The sequence below is a fragment of the Pseudomonas sp. GW821-FHT03C07 genome (genome assembly GCF_059420925.1).
In genome coordinates, this window is sequence record NZ_JBWKUQ010000035.1 from 1 (window position 1) to 17,103 (window position 17,103).

Below are 17,103 nucleotides of genomic sequence, written 5' to 3' on the forward strand. Positions count from 1 at the left end.
CGGTCTTCCCTCGATGATCAGTCGAGAACTATCGCTCCTGACGGAGCGTTAGTCGAGATACAAGGAGCTGGCTTGCCCGCGATGGCGTCCGTATGGGCGGCGCAAGGCGCGAGGGCCTCATCGCTGGCAAGCCAGCTCCTACAAGGCTGCGTGGTGTTTTCAAGATCCCATTTTCTTAGCCGAACGGCAGTGGGGCTGGCCGCCGGTCATGCTCAAGCAATTGCCCGATCTCGGCAAACAGCTCCTCGGCCTGCGCCGGGCTGCAATCTTCGCCATAGCGTTTGCGCACGCCGTGCTGGCTGAGGATCAGGTGCATATCGGCCCGCAGGCCATGCTGTTGCAGACAGCTTTCCACGCATTGCAGCGGACAGCCGTCCAGCGCCAGGATCCGCCGTCCCGAACGGGCCTTGTTGACCAGCGCGGCGACATGTCCACCCACTCCGACGATGCAGGACATTTCCGCGAGGCCCGCGCGATCCAGGCGCAGGGCCAGGGTGTTGGCCAGTTGGGCGACGTTGGAGCAGCCTGAACAGGAGTAAACCAGAGGCAAGGGTGAAAGGGGCATGAACGCTCTCCGCTGATGGACCCCGCCAGTGTGCAAGGCTGTGGGCGTCGTGCCTTGATTGCAATCAACTTCGCCAGCGTCGACTCCCCAGAAGGGCTCAGCCGGTGCTGCGCAGATGCTCCATGGCCCACACTGCCGCCTCGACCCGCGAGCGCAGGCCGAGTTTGTGCAGCAGGTTCTTGACGTGAACCTTGACCGTGCCTTCGGTAATGCCCAGCTTGTGGCCGATGACCTTGTTGCTCAAGCCACCGGCAATGGTTTTGAGCACCTGACGCTCGCGCTCGGTCAGCTCGACTTCGACCTGGCGCGGTGGCGAGCGCAGTGCCTGGGCCATGACCCGGGTCAGGCCGGGACTGACCACCAGGGCACCGTTCAAGGCGTCGCGGATGTACTGGATCAGCAACTCCGGCTCCATGTCCTTGAGCAGATAACCGTCAGCGTCCAGGCGCAGTGCGTCACGAATATCGTCTTCGGCGTCGGACACGGTGAACAGCAGGATTTTTCCCCGGTAGTTCATGGCGCGCAGGCTGCGCAGGGTTTCAATACCGTTCATCCGCGGCATGTTGTTGTCCAGTAGCACCAGGTCGGGTTGCAGCGGCTCGATCAGTGTCAGAGCTTCCTCGCCATGATTGGCTTCGCCAACCACGCACAAGTCATCTTCCAGTTCGAGGATCTGGCGAATGCCGTGACGCATCATCGGATGGTCGTCGACCAGCAGGATCCGGTATTGCGGGGACAGTTTCATGTAAGGCTACCTTCTGTTGGCTGTCCGAGAAACTCCGGTCGGAACTCCATCTGGACAAGTGTGCCCTGGGGCACCCGGGAAAATATCTGGAGCTGTCCATGCAGGCTGCGGGCGCGTTCCTTCATGATGTTCAGGCCGTGATGTTCGCGTTGGTCGACGCTGCCGCTGAAGCCACGGCCATCGTCCTCGATCGACAGGCGCACGCTTTCGCCGTCCTGGCGCAGTTGCAGCCAGGCATTCTGCGCATGGGCGTGGCGCAGGCAGTTGGAAAGTGCCTCGCGGGTGATCTGCAGAATGTGGATCTGCTCGCTGGCGGACAGTTCGAAGGCCAGGCTGTCGACGTGCAGGTGGACCTGGAAATCGCCCCGGCTGGAGAACTCCTCGGCGGTGTCCTGGAGTTCCTGGACCAGCCCGGCGTCGTGAATCTGCAAGCGAAAGGTGGTCAGCAGTTCGCGCAGCTGACGGTAGGCATTGTTCAGGCCCTCGCGCAGTTCGGCGGTGACGCTTTCCAGGGTCGCCACCGGTTCGCCACGGCGCATCAGGGTCTGCATGCGGCTGACTTGCAGCTTCATGTAGGACAGCGCCTGGGCCAGGGAGTCATGCAGCTCGCGGGCGATGATGGTGCGTTCTTCGAGCAGCAGCAGGCGGTGGTCCTGTTCCCGTTGGCGCTTGAGCGAGAGCGAGGTGCCGATCAGGTTGGCCAGGGCCTGGATCAGCTCGGTTTCCCAGGCTTGCGGTGGGTGCTCGTCGACAAAGTGCGCCTTGAGCTCGCCCAACTCACTGCCCTGGTTACTGATGCTGAAGCTTTGCGGGTTGCTCTGGTGGTGTTTCTGGCAGCTGGCGCAATGGCTGCCGGCGCAGACATCGCGACTGTTGGCACCATGCAGCACCAGCAGTTGCTGGGCCGGGGCCTGCATCCGCCCTTGCAGGCACAGTGACAGGCGCAAGCCGGGCAGACGCTGTTGGAAGCGGCGGATCAGTTCATCCAGCCCTTCGGCATTGGCCAGCCGCGTGGCCAGGCTGCGACTGCTCTGATAGAGCAGTTCCAGGGCGGCATTGGCCTGTTGCAGGTTCAGGGTCTTTTGCCGGACCTGAGTCTCCAGGGTGCGGTGGGACTGCTCGATGGTCTCGGCCATGGCGTTGAAGCTCGTAGCCAACTGCCCCAGCTCGTCCTGGGATTGATGGTTGACCCGCACCTGGAAGTCGCCACGGCGAAAACGCTGGGTCGCCTCCACCAGTTCCTTGAGCGGGGTGATCACCCCGTACTGCAGTTCGTAGAGCCCGAGCAACAGGACGATCATGGTGGTGAACAGGGCCGCGCCCTGGATCATCTGTTGCCAGGTTTGCTTGTACTCGCTTTGGCGCTGCAGCAGGCTGACGAACTGGTTCAGTTGTTCGACGAAGGGCGGAGCGCCGGCCTGAAACGAGTCGACATCGCCACGCTCCAGCGCCGGGCGCAGATTCTCCTTCCAGTTTTGCTGGATCTGCTGGTAGCTGGCTTGCAGGTCGAGACTCGCGCCATCTTCCAGCACCGCCTTGAGTGACTGGCCGGTGAGGCGCTGTTGCAGGCTGTCGGTGATGTCGCTGATTTCTGCGCGGGGGCTCCCCGCGGCCAGTTTCCAGCTCAGGTGATAGGTCTCCATGCGCACCGAACCGGCGGTGTTGATGGCGGCCGCATCGCCCTGGCTGAACCAGGCGATCAGCCCGGCGCTCAATGAGCTGGCCAGGGCGAGTATGGCGATCAGGATCACCGCGAGCCCGGCGCGGGCGGGCAGGGAGCTGCGCAACCAGCGGATCATGACTGTCGCCCTGGGGCAACGATGGGAAAACCGGGCATATCGAACTCCAGGGGGCGACGGGCAATGATGTTGCTGCCGGTCCCTGGCGCTCTACCTCTAAAGAGTTGTCGATCGTCCGATACCCGCAAACGCTTCGCGCAGCGGAGGCAAGAGCCTGATAAACAAAGGGTTCAGAGGGTTTTTCGGTCTACCTCTTTGGAGGTAGGTGTCGCCAGCATAGGCCTGGAACCCCTTGGGCTTCGTTGATAAGGATCAAGTTTTTACGGGGTATGCCTCTCTAGTCTGCGGCCATGGCTAACTGATCTGGAGAGCGACATGACCCAACCGCGTGTACGACAAGGCCTGGTGCTGGGCATGAGCACGCTGGCCTTCACCGTGTGTTTCATGGTCTGGATGATGTTTGCCGTGCTCGGCGTGCCGATCAAGGAACTGCTCCAGCTCAACGAAACCCAGTTCGGCCTGCTGGTCGCCACCCCGGTCCTGACCGGCTCGCTGGTCCGCTTGCCGCTGGGGCTGCTGACCGACCGGTTTGGCGGGCGCAGCGTGTTGTTCCTGCTGATGCTGTCCTGCGTGCTGCCGCTGTACCTGATCACCTACGCCACGACCTATTGGCAGTTCCTGGTCCTGGGGCTGTTCGTCGGCCTGGCCGGTGGTTCGTTTTCCGTCGGTATCGCCTATGTGGCCAAGTGGTTCGACCAGGACAACCAGGGTTTCGCCATGGGCATCTTCGGCGCCGGCAATGCCGGCTCCGCGCTGACCAAGTTTCTTGCCCCGGCGCTGATCGCCGCGGGCAGCTGGCACCTGGTGCCGAAAGTCTTCAGCGCGATCCTCTTTATCACCGCGCTGCTGTTCTGGTTTCTCAGCGCCGAGAACAAGGACCACCGCAGTGCTTCGGGCACCGCGCTGCGCGAACAGCTTGCTTCACTGAAGGATCCGGCGGTCTGGCGCTACTGCCAGTACTACTCGATCGTCTTCGGCGGCTATGTCGCGCTGGCCTTGTGGATGACCAAATACTACGTGCAGGAATACGGTTTCAGCCTGCAAAGCGCGGCGCTGCTGGCCGCCTGTTTTTCCCTGCCGGGCGGCGTGCTGCGTGCCGTCGGTGGCTGGCTGTCGGATCGCTGGGGCGCCCAGAGCGTGACCTGGTGGGTGCTCTGGGTCAGTTGGATCTGCCTGTTCCTGCTGTCCTATCCGCAGACCCAGCTGCAAGTGCAAACCATCAATGGCCCGCTGGACCTGCACATCGGTCTGAGCCCGACGCTGTTCACCGGCCTGCTGTTTGTCATGGGTATCGCCTTCGCCTTCGGCAAGGCCTCGGTTTTCAAATACATCGCCAACGACTACCCGAAAAACATGGGTGCGGTGTCCGGCATCGTCGGCCTGGCCGGTGGCTTGGGCGGCTTCGTCCTGCCGATCCTGTTCGGTGCGCTGGTGGACCTGACCGGCGTGCGTTCCTCCTGCTTCATGCTGATGTACGGCGTGGTCTGGGTCTCCCTGACCTGGATGTACTTCAGCGAAGTTCGTCGGCGCCCGCTGCTGGGCAAACAGCCAGCGCTCGCCACTGCCCCGTTTTCCAGCCTTGTCCAAGGAGACGAATATGTCTGTTCTACAAAAGCCTGACAGTGGCCCGGTCATTCATGACTGGCGCCCGGAAGATCCCGCGTTCTGGGGGCGTAGCGGCAAACAGACGGCGACGCGCAACCTGTGGATTTCCATCCCCGCGCTGTTGCTGGCCTTTGCCGTGTGGATGGTCTGGAGCACGGTGATCGTGCGCTTGAACGCCATCGGCTTCAGTTTTACCACCGATCAACTGTTCTGGCTGGCGGCATTGCCGGGCTTGTCCGGGGCCACCTTGCGAGTCTTCTACTCCTTTATGGTGCCGATCTTCGGCGGCCGTCGTTGGACCGCCCTGAGCACCGCGTCGCTGCTGCTACCGTCGATCTGGATGGGCTTCGCCGTACAGGACCCGGGCACCTCCTACAACGTGTTCGTGTTGATTGCCTTGCTCTGCGGTTTTGGTGGCGGCAACTTCGCCTCAAGCATGTCCAACATCAGCTTCTTCTACCCCAAGTCGCAGCAGGGCACGGCCCTGGGGCTGAATGCCGGCCTGGGTAACCTGGGCGTATCGGTGATGCAGTTCTGTGTGCCGCTGGTGATTACCTTCGGCGCGTTCGGCGTCATGGGCGGCTCGCCGCAAGCCCTGCCGGACGGCGGCCAGTTGTGGCTGCAGAACGCCGGGTTCATCTGGGTGCCGTTCATTCTCGCGGTGACGCTGGCGGCCTGGTTCGGCATGAATGACTTGTCCAGCGCCAAAGCTTCGTTCAGCGAGCAGGCGGTGATTTTCAAACGCAAGCACAACTGGCTGATGTGCTGGTTGTACCTGGCCACCTTCGGTTCGTTCATCGGCTTTTCCGCGGCGTTCCCGCTGTTGATCAAGACCTCCTTCCCGGATGTCATCGCCTTGAAGTTCGCCTTCCTCGGCCCCTTGGTCGGTGCCCTGGTCCGGCCGTTGGGTGGCTGGCTGGCGGACAAGCTCGGCGGCGCGAAGGTGACCTTGTGGAACTTCGTGGCGATGATCGTGATGGTCTTCGGTGTGCTGCACTTTCTTCCCCACAACGGCGTGGGCGGTAACTTCTACGGTTTCCTCGGCCTGTTCATGCTGCTGTTCATCACCACCGGGATCGGCAACGGTTCGACCTTCCGGATGATCCCGGTGATCTTCCGCACCCTGCATGAAAAATTCTCCGCCGGACAGGCGCCCGAGGCTCGCGAGCAGGCGCTGAAAAATGCCGGCAAGGAGTCGGCCGCGGTGCTGGGTTTCAGTTCGGCGATCGGCGCCTTCGGGGCGTTCTTCATTCCGAAATCCTTCGGCACTTCGATGGCCCAGACCGGCGGCCCGGAGATGGCCTTCTACATGTTCGTCGGCTTTTACCTGAGCTGCATCGTGGTGACCTGGTGGTGGTACGCGCGCAAAGGCGCCGCGACACCCTGCTGAGTCGAGCCGAATCCAACCATTGCGTGGGCGGGGCACAGAACCCCGCGAAACCTGAGAGGTGTACACCGTGAGTCATTTACTGGATCAACTGCGGTTCTTCAACCGCAAGCAAAGCGAGTTCGCCGACGGTCACGGGGAGACCCGCAAGGAGTCCCGCGACTGGGAGAACGTCTACCGTTCGCGCTGGCAGTACGACAAGATCGTGCGCTCGACCCACGGGGTCAACTGCACCGGTTCGTGCTCGTGGAAGATCTATGTGAAGAACGGCCTGATCACCTGGGAAACCCAGCAGACCGACTACCCGCGCACCCGCAACGACCTGCCCAACCATGAGCCGCGCGGTTGTCCGCGGGGGGCCAGCTACAGCTGGTACATCTACAGCGCCAACCGCCTCAAGTACCCGAAAATCCGCAAGCCGCTGCTCAAGCTCTGGCGCGATGCACGGCAGACCCTGGCGCCGGTCGAAGCCTGGGCCAGCATTGTCGAGGACAAGGTCAAGGCCGACTCCTATAAAAGCAAGCGTGGCATGGGCGGCTTCATTCGTTCCAACTGGGAAGAAGTCAACGAGATCATTGCCGCGGCCAATGTCTATACCATCAAGCAGTACGGTCCCGACCGGGTGGTGGGCTTCTCGCCGATTCCGGCCATGTCGATGGTCAGCTATGCCGCCGGGGCCCGCTACCTGTCGCTGATCGGCGGGGTCTGCCTGAGTTTCTATGACTGGTACTGCGACCTGCCACCGGCCTCGCCGATGGTCTGGGGCGAGCAGACCGACGTGCCGGAGTCGGCCGACTGGTACAACTCCAACTACATCATCGCCTGGGGTTCCAACGTCCCGCAGACCCGTACCCCCGACGCGCACTTCTTCACCGAGGTTCGCTACAAGGGCACCAAGACCGTGGCCATCACTCCCGACTATTCGGAAGTGGCCAAGCTCACCGATCTCTGGCTCAACCCCAAGCAGGGCACCGATGCGGCGCTGGCCCAGGCGTTCAACCATGTGATCTTCAAAGAGTTCCACCTGGACAAGCCGAGCGCCTATTTCACCGAGTACGCCAAGCGTTTCACCGACCTGCCGGTGCTGGTGCTGCTCAAGCCGATGCTCGGGGTTGCCCCGGGTGCCGGTTATCAACCGGACCGCTTCCTGCGCGCCTCGGACCTGACCGACAACCTCGGCCAGGAGAACAACCCGGAATGGAAAACCATCGCGCTGGATGCCAGCGGCGAACTGGTTTCCCCCCAGGGCTCCATCGGCTATCGCTGGGGCGAGAAGGGCAAATGGAACATCCTTGCCCGTGAAGGCGGGGAAGGGCGCGAGATCGATCTGAAGCTGAGCCTGATCGGCGCTGGCGTCGCCGAAGTGGCGTTCCCGTATTTTGCCGGCGAGTCCCAGGAACACTTCCAGCATGTGGCCGGCGCGGCTGTGCAATATCGCCGCGTGCCGGTGCACAGCCTGACCTTGGCGGATGGCAGCCAGGTCAAGGTCGCCACGGTGTTCGACCTGTCGGCGGCCAACCTGGCGATCGATCGCGGTTTGGGTGGAGCGAACGTCGCCAGGGATTACGATGACGCTTCGGTGCCCGGCACCCCGGCCTGGCAGGAACAGATCACTGGCGTCAGCCGCGAGAAGGCGATCCAGATCGCCCGAGAGTTCGCCGACAACGCCGACAAGACCCGTGGCCGCTCGATGATCATCGTCGGCGCGGCGATGAACCACTGGTACCACATGGACATGAACTACCGCGGGCTGATCAATATGCTCATGCTCTGCGGTTGCGTCGGCCAGACCGGTGGTGGCTGGGCGCACTATGTCGGTCAGGAAAAGCTACGCCCGCAATGCGGCTGGCTGCCGCTGGCCTTCGGCCTGGACTGGAGCCGTCCGCCACGGCAGATGAACGGCACCAGCTTCTTCTACGCCCACAGTTCGCAGTGGCGCCACGAGAAAATGAGCATGCACGACGTGCTCTCGCCGCTGGCCGACAAGAGCCAGTTCCCCGAGCATGCCCTGGACTACAACATCCGCGCCGAGCGCGCCGGCTGGTTGCCCAGCGCCCCGCAGCTGAACACCAACCCGCTGCATATCTGCCGCGATGCCGCGGCCGCCGGCCTGGCGCCCAAGGACTACGTGGTCAAGGCGCTGCAGGACGGTTCCCTGCGCTTTGCCTGCGAGCAGCCGGACAGCCCGGTGAACTTCCCGCGCAACATGTTCATCTGGCGTTCCAACCTGCTGGGCTCCTCGGGCAAGGGCCACGAGTACATGCTCAAGTACCTGCTCGGGACCAAGAACGGGGTGATGAACGAAGACATCGGCCAGGTCGGCGACTGCAAGCCGGAAGAGGCCGAATGGGTCGACGAAGGCGCTATCGGCAAGCTCGACCTGGTGACGACCCTGGACTTTCGCATGTCCTCGACCTGCGTCTACTCGGACATCGTGTTGCCGACCGCGACCTGGTACGAGAAGGACGATATGAACACCTCGGACATGCACCCGTTCATCCACCCGCTGTCGGCGGCCATCGATCCGGCCTGGGAGTCGCGTTCGGACTGGGAGATCTACAAGGGCATTGCCAAGTCGTTCTCGGCCATGGCGGTCGGGCACCTGGGCGTCGAGCAGGATCTGGTCACCGTGCCGTTGCTGCATGACAGCGTCGGCGAACTGGCCCAGCCGTTCGGCGGCACCGACTGGAAAACCGCCGGGGTGGCCCCGCAGCCGGGCAAGAACGCGCCGAACCTGCAAGTGGTCGAGCGCGACTACCCGAATATCTACAAGCAGTTCAGCTCCCTCGGGCCGCTGCTGGAGAAGCACGGCAACGGCGGCAAGGGCATCAACTGGAACACCGAGGAGGAAGTGAAATTCCTCGGCGAGCTGAACTACCGCGAAGGCGCGGCGGGCATCAGCCAAGGCCGGCCGAAAATCGACACGGCCATCGACGCCGCCGAAGTGATCCTCTCCCTGGCCCCGGAAACCAACGGCCATGTGGCGGTGAAGGCCTGGGCCGCGCTGTCCGAGTTCACCGGCATCGACCACAGCCATCTGGCCCTGTCCAAGGCCCACGAGGCGATTCGTTTCCGCGATATCCAGGCGCAGCCGCGCAAGATCATTTCCAGCCCGACCTGGTCCGGGCTCGAGGACGATCATGTCAGCTACAACGCCGGCTACACCAACGTCCATGAAGGGATCCCGTGGCGGACCATCACCGGCCGCCAGCAGTTCTACCAGGATCACCCGTGGATGCAGGCCTTCGGCGAGCAACTGATGAGCTACCGGCCGCCGGTCAACACCCGGACCATCGAAGGGGTGAAAGGCAAGCGCAGCAACGGCGAAACCGAAATCGTCCTGAACTGGATCACCCCGCACCAGAAATGGGGCATCCACAGTACCTACAGCGACAACCTGCTGATGCTGACCCTCAGCCGTGGCGGGCCGATTGTCTGGCTCTCGGAGATCGACGCGAAACGCGCTGGCATCGAGGACAACGACTGGATCGAATGCTTCAACGTCAACGGTGCGCTGACCGCCCGGGCGGTGGTCAGCCAGCGGGTCAAGGAAGGCATGGTGATGATGTACCACGCCCAGGAACGGATCGTGAACGTGCCGGGTTCGGAAACCACCAAGACCCGTGGCGGCCATCACAACTCGGTCACCCGGGTGGTGCTCAAGCCGACCCATATGATCGGCGGCTATGCCCAGCAGGCCTACGGTTTCAACTATTACGGCACGGTCGGTTGCAACCGCGACGAATTCGTCGTGGTGCGCAAGATGGCCAAAGTCGACTGGCTCGACGGTTCGTCCGGCGATGACCTGCCGCGTCCCCTGCCGACCGAGCTGGATTGAGGAGAACTGAGATGAAGATTCGCTCACAAATCGGCATGGTCCTGAACCTGGACAAATGCATTGGTTGCCACACCTGCTCGATCACCTGCAAGAACGTCTGGACCAGCCGCGAAGGCATGGAGTACGCCTGGTTCAACAACGTCGAATCGAAACCCGGGATCGGCTACCCCAAGGAATGGGAAAACCAGGACAAGTGGAAGGGCGGCTGGATTCGCAATGCCGACGGCTCGATCAACCCTCGGATCGGCGGCAAATTCCGCGTGTTGGCCAATATATTCGCCAACCCGGACCTGCCCAGCCTCGACGACTACTACGAACCCTTCGATTTCGATTACCAGCATCTGCACACCGCGCCGCTGGGCGAGCACCAGCCCACCGCGCGGCCGCGCTCGCTGGTGTCGGGCAAGCGCATGGAGAAAATCGAATGGGGCCCGAACTGGGAGGAGATCCTCGGTACCGAGTTTGCCAAGCGGCGCAAGGACAAGAACTTCGACCAGATCCAGGCGGACATCTACGGTGAGTACGAAAACACCTTCATGATGTATTTGCCGCGCCTGTGCGAGCACTGTCTCAACCCGACTTGTGCGGCGTCCTGCCCGAGCGGGGCGATCTACAAGCGCGAGGAAGACGGGATTGTCCTGATCGACCAGGAGAAATGCCGTGGCTGGCGCATGTGCATCAGCGGCTGCCCGTACAAGAAGATCTATTTCAACTGGAAAAGCGGCAAGTCCGAAAAGTGCATCTTCTGCTACCCGCGTATCGAGGCTGGGATGCCGACGGTCTGTGCCGAAACCTGTGTCGGGCGCATTCGTTATCTCGGTGTGCTGCTGTATGACGCCGACCGTATCGCCGAGGTGGCGAGCACCGCCAATGAGCAGGACCTGTACGAGAAGCAGCTGGAGATCTTCCTCGATCCGAACGATCCGGCGGTGATTCGCCAGGCCCTGGCCGATGGCGTGCCGCAGTCGGTGATCGACTCGGCGCAACGTTCGCCGGTCTACAAGATGGCTGTGGACTGGAAGCTCGCGCTGCCGTTGCACCCGGAATACCGCACCTTGCCGATGGTCTGGTACGTGCCGCCGCTGTCGCCGATCCAGAACGCCGCGACCGCTGGCACCGTGGGCATGAACGGAGTCATCCCGGATGTCGACAGCCTGCGCATTCCGCTGCGCTACCTGGCCAACTTGCTGACGGCGGGCGATGAGAAACCGGTCAAGCGCGCCCTGAAACGCTTGCTGGCGATGCGTGCCTACAAGCGTTCCGAGCAGGTCGACGGGGTCCAGGACCTGCAAGTGCTGGCGGATGTCGGTTTGAGCGTGGCCCAGGTCGAGGAGATGTATCGCTATCTGGCGATCGCCAACTACGAGGACCGCTTTGTCGTGCCCAGCGCGCACCGTGAAGACGCCATGAGCGACGCCTTTGCCGAACGTTCCGGCTGCGGTTTCAGTTTCGGCAGCGGCTGTAGCGGCAGCTCCGACACCAATATGTTCGGCGCGAAGAAGGCCAACCGCCGCGACATCCTGAAAACCGTGCAGTTGTGGGAGGAATGAGCATGCGCATTCTCAAGGTGATTTCGCTGCTGCTCGATTACCCCACCGAGACCCTGGTGGCCGGCCGCGACGAACTGGAACAGGCGATTATCCAGGCCCGGGAAATCAGCCCGACGCAGCGCGGTGCGTTGTTCGAATTGCTCGAACTGATCTGCGCCAATGACCTGATGGACGGGCAGGAGCACTACGGTGCGCTGTTCGGCCGCGGGCGCTCGCTGTCGCTGCTGCTGTTCGAGCATGTCCACGGTGAGTCCCGCGACCGTGGCCAGGCGATGGTCGACATGATGGCGCAATACGAAACCGCCGGTTTTGCCATCGGCGTCAAGGAACTGCCCGACTATATCCCGTTGTATCTGGAGTTCCTCTCCACGCGCGAAGACCTGGAGGCCCGCGAGGGCCTGGCCGATGTCGCGCACTTGCTGGCCTTGCTCGCGGCGCGTCTGGATGAGCGTGAGAGCGCCTATGCCAGTTGCTTCCGGGCCTTGCTGCAGATTGCCGGTGCCGAGCCCTTGCAGGCGGTGGCCGAGCTGCGCGCGCAAGTCGCCGCCGAACCCCGGGACGACTCGTTGGAGGCGCTGGACAAGGTCTGGGAGGAGGAGGCGGTGGACTTTCTCCAGGCCGAGCAACAGGACCGTTGCGGTTCGCTGCCAAGTGCCCCGGGCAAGGCCCGGGAAGAAAGCGCGGTGCCATTGCACTGGGTGGATTTTCAGCATGAAGGGCTGGCCGCCGCGCCGGCCGGGGAGGTCGGTAATGTCTAACTGGAACCTGTTGTTGTTCGGGGTCTATCCCTATGTGGCCGTGGCGATCTGCCTGATCGGCAGCTGGGCACGCTTCGATCTGTCGCAGTACACCTGGAAGGCCGGCTCCAGCCAGATGCTCAACCAGCGCGGCATGCGCGTGGCGAGCAACTTCTTCCATATCGGGGTGTTGTTCATTCTGGCCGGGCATTTTGTCGGCCTGCTGACGCCCTCGGCGGTCTATCACCATCTGATCAGTACCGAGAACAAGCAACTGCTGGCGATGGTCTCCGGCGGGCTGTTCGGCCTGTTGTGCCTGGTCGGCCTGCTGATGCTGGTCAATCGGCGCCTGAGCGACCCACGAGTTCGCGCCACTTCCAGCACCTCGGACATCCTGGTGTTGCTGGTACTGCTGGCGCAACTGCTGCTCGGACTGCTGACCATTGTCGCGTCCACCGAGCATATGGACGGCTCGGTGATGGTGCTGCTCGCCGATTGGGCGCAGAACACCGTGCTGTTGCACCCGACGGAAGCGGCGGCGTCCATCGCCCCGGTCGGCTTGATCTACAAACTGCACGTGTTTCTCGGTTTGACCCTGTTCGTGCTGTTCCCCTTCACCCGGCTGGTGCACATCGTCAGTGCGCCGATCTGGTACCTGGGACGCCGTTATCAAATCGTTCGGCAGAAAATCTGAGGAGAGAATCATGTCAGGTGGATGTGGATGTGGCGGCGGTAAAGGCGGCAGCGGTGGCTGCGGATCTTCAACCCAGGCCTCGGCGCCCGAGCCGGTCGATGTTGTCGCCCCCGGGGCGGTGCAGTTCGAAGCGCTTGCGCCGGAACCGACGGGTGCCGATGACGCTCCGGCGCAGTTGATCGCCAGCAGTGAGCAGGAGTGGCCGATCATCAGCGTCAATGCGGTGTCGATCACCCCGCAGGTGTTGGCCCAGGAGCTGCAATATCACCCGGCCGAAAGCCGCGAGGAGGCGCTGTACCAGGCCGCCCGGGCGCTGGTGATCCGCGAGTTGCTGCAGCAGCGCATCGCCGAACTGGGCCTGGCGCTGCAGGTCGGCGCCGGCGAGAACGAAGAGGAGGCCGCCACGCGCTTGTTGCTCGAACGCGAGGTGCAGGTCCCGCAGTGTGACGAGGTCACCTGCCTGCGTTACTACGACAACAACCGTGGTCGCTTCCACAGCGCCCCGTTGCTGGCGGTGCGGCATATCCTGCTCGAATGTGCCCCGGACGATGCCGAGGCCCGCGTGCTGGCCCGCGATCAAGCCGAAGCCCTGCTGCAGCGCCTGGAGGATCTGCCCGGCAGTTTCGCCGAGCTGGCCGTGAGCTATTCGGCCTGTCCGTCGAAGGCCCAGGGCGGTTCCCTGGGGCAGATCAGCAAGGGCCAGACCGTGCCGGAGTTCGAGCGCCAGCTGTTTACCCTGGCCCCGGGACTGGCCAGTCAACCCCTGGAAAGTCGCTACGGCTGGCATGTGGTCAGTGTCGATCAACGGATCGAAGGCCAGCCGTTGCCCTATGAGGCGGTGTCGACGGCGATTCGCACGCAGTTGCAGCAGGGGGTCTGGCAAAAAGCCCTGGTGCAGTACCTGCAAACCCTGATCGGTGCGGCGGATATTCGCGGCATTCGCTTGCAGGGTGCCGACTCACCGCTGGTGCAGTGACGACTTGGCCAACCGGGAGAACGCGATGAGCACTGCGATGCAGGATGGATTTGGGCGCCAGATCGACTATCTGCGGATGTCGGTGACGGACCGTTGTGATTTTCGCTGTGTGTATTGCATGGCCAAGAACATGACCTTCCTGCCGCGTCAGCAGGTGTTGACCCTGGAGGAGTTGCAGCGCCTGGCGGCGCTGTTCGTCGGTCTCGGCGTGCGCAAGATCCGTCTGACCGGTGGCGAGCCGCTGATTCGCCCGGGCATTCTCGGCCTGTGCCGCACGATCGCCGCCTTGCCCGGTTTGCGCGAACTGGTGATGACCAGCAACGGCTCGCAACTGGGTCGTCTGGCGCGGCCGCTGGCCGAGGCCGGGGTCAAGCGGATGAACATCAGCCTCGATAGCCTGGACGGCGAGAAGTTTCGCGCGATCACCCGCAACGGCGATCTCGATCAGGTGCTGGATGGCATTGAAGCCGCGCGCGGTGCCGGGTTTGAACGGATCAAGCTCAACTGCGTGGTGATGAAAGGGCGCAATTTCGATGAAGTCCCGGCATTGTTGCAGTACGCCATCGAGCAACGCATCGACATCAGTTTTATCGAGGAAATGCCCTTGGGTGATGTGGGTCGTTCCCGGGGCGAGTCGTTCTGCTCCAGCGACGAGGTGCGGGCGTTGATCGCCAGTCGTCATCGCTTGCTCGACAGCACCGAGAACAGCGGCGGCCCGGCGCGTTACGTGCGCCTGGAGCGGCATGCCGAAACCCGTATCGGTTTTATTTCACCCAATAGCCACAACTTCTGCGGCAGCTGCAACCGGGTGCGGATGACTGTCGAAGGGCGCTTGCTGCTGTGTCTGGGGCAGGACGATGCGCTTGATCTGCGCGGCTTGCTGCGGCGTTATCCGCTGGACGACCAACCGCTGATCAAGGCGGTGCAACAGGCGCTGCGGCGCAAGCCGCTGCGCCACGATTTCAACCCTGAAGGAGAAGTGCAGATCGTCCGGTTCATGAATATGAGTGGTGGTTGAAGCCTGGTTTTTCTGGCCGCCGGGGGGCGGCTTTTTTTTGCCTGCGATTCTTGATGTCGATCAATTGCAACGCCGCGCTTCGTCCGTAGTATTCACTGCATATTGTGGTTTTACTTATTTATATATCTATATGTAGTGTTTGGAGGCCGAATGCACAGCACGCTGATCTCAGTGGGATGTAACCGCTTGCACAAACGCGACGGCACGCGGGTTGCCTTCGATGCCGACAAGATCCGCCAGGCGTTGATCGCCGCCGGCAGGGCCAGCGGGGAGTACGGCGCGGTTGACGTCGAAGGCTTGCTGCAAGCCGTACTGGCTCGTTTGGAGGGGCTGCCGAGGCTGCATGTCGAGCAGATCCAGGATCGGGTCGAGCGGGTATTGATGGACGCCGGGTTTTTCCTCGCCATGCGCGCTTATATCGTCTATCGCGAACAGCACGGGCGCTTGCGTCGCGACCGCCGGACCCTGGTCGAAGTGGCGACCTCGATGAATGAATACCTGGACCGGGAAGACTGGCGCGTGCAAGCCAACGCCAACCAGGGCTATTCGCTGGGCGGCCTGGTGCTCAACGTGTCGGGCAAGGTCACCGCCAACTACTGGCTCGACGAGGTCTACAGCGAAGCCATCGGCCAGGCCCACCGCGAGGCCGACCTGCATATACACGACCTCGACATGCTCGCCGGCTACTGCGCTGGCTGGTCGCTGCGCACGTTGTTGCACGAGGGCCTCAATGGCGTGCCCGGGCGCGTCGAGGCCGGTCCGCCGAAACACCTGAGCAGCGCCCTGGGGCAGATGGTGAATTTCCTCGGCACCCTGCAGAACGAATGGGCCGGCGCCCAGGCCTTCAGCTCGTTCGACACCTACCTGGCACCTTATGTGCGCAGGGACCGCCTGAGTTACCCGCAGGTGCGTCAGGCGCTCCAGGAGTTTATCTACAACCTCAATGTACCGTCGCGCTGGGGAACCCAGACGCCCTTTACCAACCTGACCTTCGACTGGGTCTGCCCGGAGGACCTGCGCGAGCAGATCCCGATAATAGGTGGCGAGGAAATGCCCTTTGCCTATGGCGACCTGCAAGTTGAAATGGACTTGCTCAACCGTGCCTACATCGAAGTGATGCAGGCCGGCGACGCCAAGGGCCGGGTGTTCACCTTTCCCATCCCGACCTACAACATCACCCATGATTTTCCCTGGGACAGCGAGAACGCCGAGCGCCTGTTTGAAATGACCGCCCGTTATGGGCTGCCGTATTTCCAGAACTTCCTCAATTCGGACATGCAGCCCAACCAGGTGCGTTCGATGTGTTGCCGCTTGCAGCTGGATGTCCGCGAGCTGCTCAAGCGCGGTGGCGGATTGTTCGGCTCGGCGGAGCAGACCGGTTCGCTGGGGGTGGTCACCCTCAACTGCGCGCGCCTGGGCTATCTGTTCGATGGCGATACCAGCGGCCTGTTGCAGCGCCTGGACAGTCTGATGGAACTGGCGATGGAGAGTCTGGAGGTCAAGCGCAAGGTGATCCAGCACCATATGGACGCCGGTTTGTATCCCTACACCAAGCGCTACCTGGGAACCTTGCGCAATCACTTTTCCACCATCGGCCTCAACGGCCTGCATGAAATGCTGCGCAACTTCAGTGGCGACCAGGACGGCATGCACACCGCCCGCGGCCGCGCGTTTGCCCTGATGCTGCTGGACCATGTCCGCGCGACCCTGGTGCGCTTCCAGGAGCAGACCGGCCATCTCTACAACCTTGAAGCGACACCGGCGGAAGGCACCACCTACCGTTTCGCCAAGGAGGATCTCAAGCGCTACCCGGGCATTCTCCAGGCCGGCACGCGCCAGGCGCCATATTACACCAACTCCTCGCAGCTGCCGGTGGGCTACACCGACGATCCCTTCGAGGCCCTGGAGTTGCAGGATGAACTGCAATGCAAATACACCGGCGGCACGGTGCTGCACCTGTACATGGCCGAGCGGATTTCCTCGACCGAGGCCTGCAAGCAACTGGTGCGCCGGGCGCTCGGGCGCTTTCGCCTGCCATACCTGACAGTGACCCCGACGTTCTCCATCTGCCCGGTGCATGGCTATCTCGATGGCGAACATGAGTTCTGTCCCAAGTGCGACGAGGTGCTGCTGCGTGAGCAGTCGCTCGCCGAGATCCATTGATTTCGCTTTATTCAATCGCAAGGAGC

General features: G+C 62.6%; 12 protein-coding genes. 9 read left to right on the forward strand and 3 right to left on the reverse strand.

Features of this window, described 5'->3' with window-relative positions:
* Positions 1-175: 175 nt before the first annotated feature.
* The 3 genes from AC07VG_RS33045 to AC07VG_RS33055 all read right to left on the reverse strand — a co-directional run bounded on the left by AC07VG_RS33045 (position 176) and on the right by AC07VG_RS33055 (position 3,109).
* On the reverse strand, positions 176-565 hold the full coding sequence (locus tag AC07VG_RS33045) for a putative zinc-binding protein (RefSeq protein ID WP_495002833.1): 390 nt from the start codon (positions 563-565) through the stop codon (positions 176-178).
* A gap of 97 nt (positions 566-662) precedes the next feature.
* Positions 663-1,310, reverse strand: coding sequence for a two-component system response regulator NarL (gene narL / locus AC07VG_RS33050; RefSeq protein WP_495002834.1), 648 nt, complete (start codon positions 1,308-1,310; stop codon positions 663-665).
* The gene (locus AC07VG_RS33055; protein ID WP_495002835.1) at positions 1,307-3,109 is read right to left on the reverse strand and encodes a HAMP domain-containing protein; all 1,803 of its coding nucleotides are present in this window, start codon (positions 3,107-3,109) and stop codon (positions 1,307-1,309) included. Before AC07VG_RS33055 ends, narL begins: the two co-directional genes overlap by 4 nt.
* Positions 3,110-3,424: 315 nt before the next feature.
* Here AC07VG_RS33055 and AC07VG_RS33060 point away from each other — a divergent pair, with 315 nt between their 5' ends.
* From AC07VG_RS33060 to AC07VG_RS33100, 9 genes are all read left to right on the forward strand, one after another.
* The gene (locus AC07VG_RS33060; protein ID WP_495002836.1) at positions 3,425-4,729 is read left to right on the forward strand and encodes an MFS transporter; all 1,305 of its coding nucleotides are present in this window, start codon (positions 3,425-3,427) and stop codon (positions 4,727-4,729) included.
* Complete coding sequence (locus tag AC07VG_RS33065) at positions 4,707-6,104, forward strand: NarK family nitrate/nitrite MFS transporter (RefSeq protein ID WP_495002837.1); 1,398 nt, start codon at positions 4,707-4,709, stop codon at positions 6,102-6,104. The genes AC07VG_RS33060 and AC07VG_RS33065 overlap by 23 nt, the downstream gene beginning before the upstream one ends.
* Before the next feature lie 67 nt (positions 6,105-6,171).
* A complete protein-coding gene (locus AC07VG_RS33070) occupies positions 6,172-9,939 on the forward strand; it encodes a nitrate reductase subunit alpha (protein ID WP_495022532.1) in 3,768 nt (1,255 codons plus the stop codon).
* An 11-nt stretch (positions 9,940-9,950) separates the two neighbouring features.
* Entirely contained in the window at positions 9,951-11,489 is a 1,539-nt protein-coding gene (gene narH, locus AC07VG_RS33075; RefSeq protein ID WP_248797736.1) for a nitrate reductase subunit beta, read from the forward strand.
* A gap of 2 nt (positions 11,490-11,491) precedes the next feature.
* A complete protein-coding gene (gene narJ, locus AC07VG_RS33080; protein ID WP_495002839.1) occupies positions 11,492-12,247 on the forward strand; it encodes a nitrate reductase molybdenum cofactor assembly chaperone in 756 nt (251 codons plus the stop codon).
* Positions 12,240-12,920 (forward strand): respiratory nitrate reductase subunit gamma, encoded by a 681-nt coding sequence (gene narI, locus AC07VG_RS33085; protein WP_495022533.1) that lies wholly within the window; start codon positions 12,240-12,242, stop codon positions 12,918-12,920. The genes narJ and narI overlap by 8 nt, the downstream gene beginning before the upstream one ends.
* A gap of 10 nt (positions 12,921-12,930) precedes the next feature.
* Positions 12,931-13,896, forward strand: a complete 966-nt coding sequence (locus AC07VG_RS33090; RefSeq protein WP_495022534.1) for a peptidylprolyl isomerase — start codon at positions 12,931-12,933, stop codon at positions 13,894-13,896.
* A gap of 25 nt (positions 13,897-13,921) precedes the next feature.
* Complete coding sequence (moaA, locus tag AC07VG_RS33095; RefSeq protein ID WP_495022535.1) at positions 13,922-14,914, forward strand: GTP 3',8-cyclase MoaA; 993 nt, start codon at positions 13,922-13,924, stop codon at positions 14,912-14,914.
* 150 nt (positions 14,915-15,064) lie between these two features.
* Positions 15,065-17,077 carry a ribonucleoside triphosphate reductase gene (locus AC07VG_RS33100; protein WP_495022536.1) on the forward strand — a complete coding sequence of 671 codons (2,013 nt, stop codon included), beginning with the start codon at positions 15,065-15,067 and terminating at the stop codon, positions 17,075-17,077.
* Positions 17,078-17,103 lie beyond the last annotated feature (26 nt).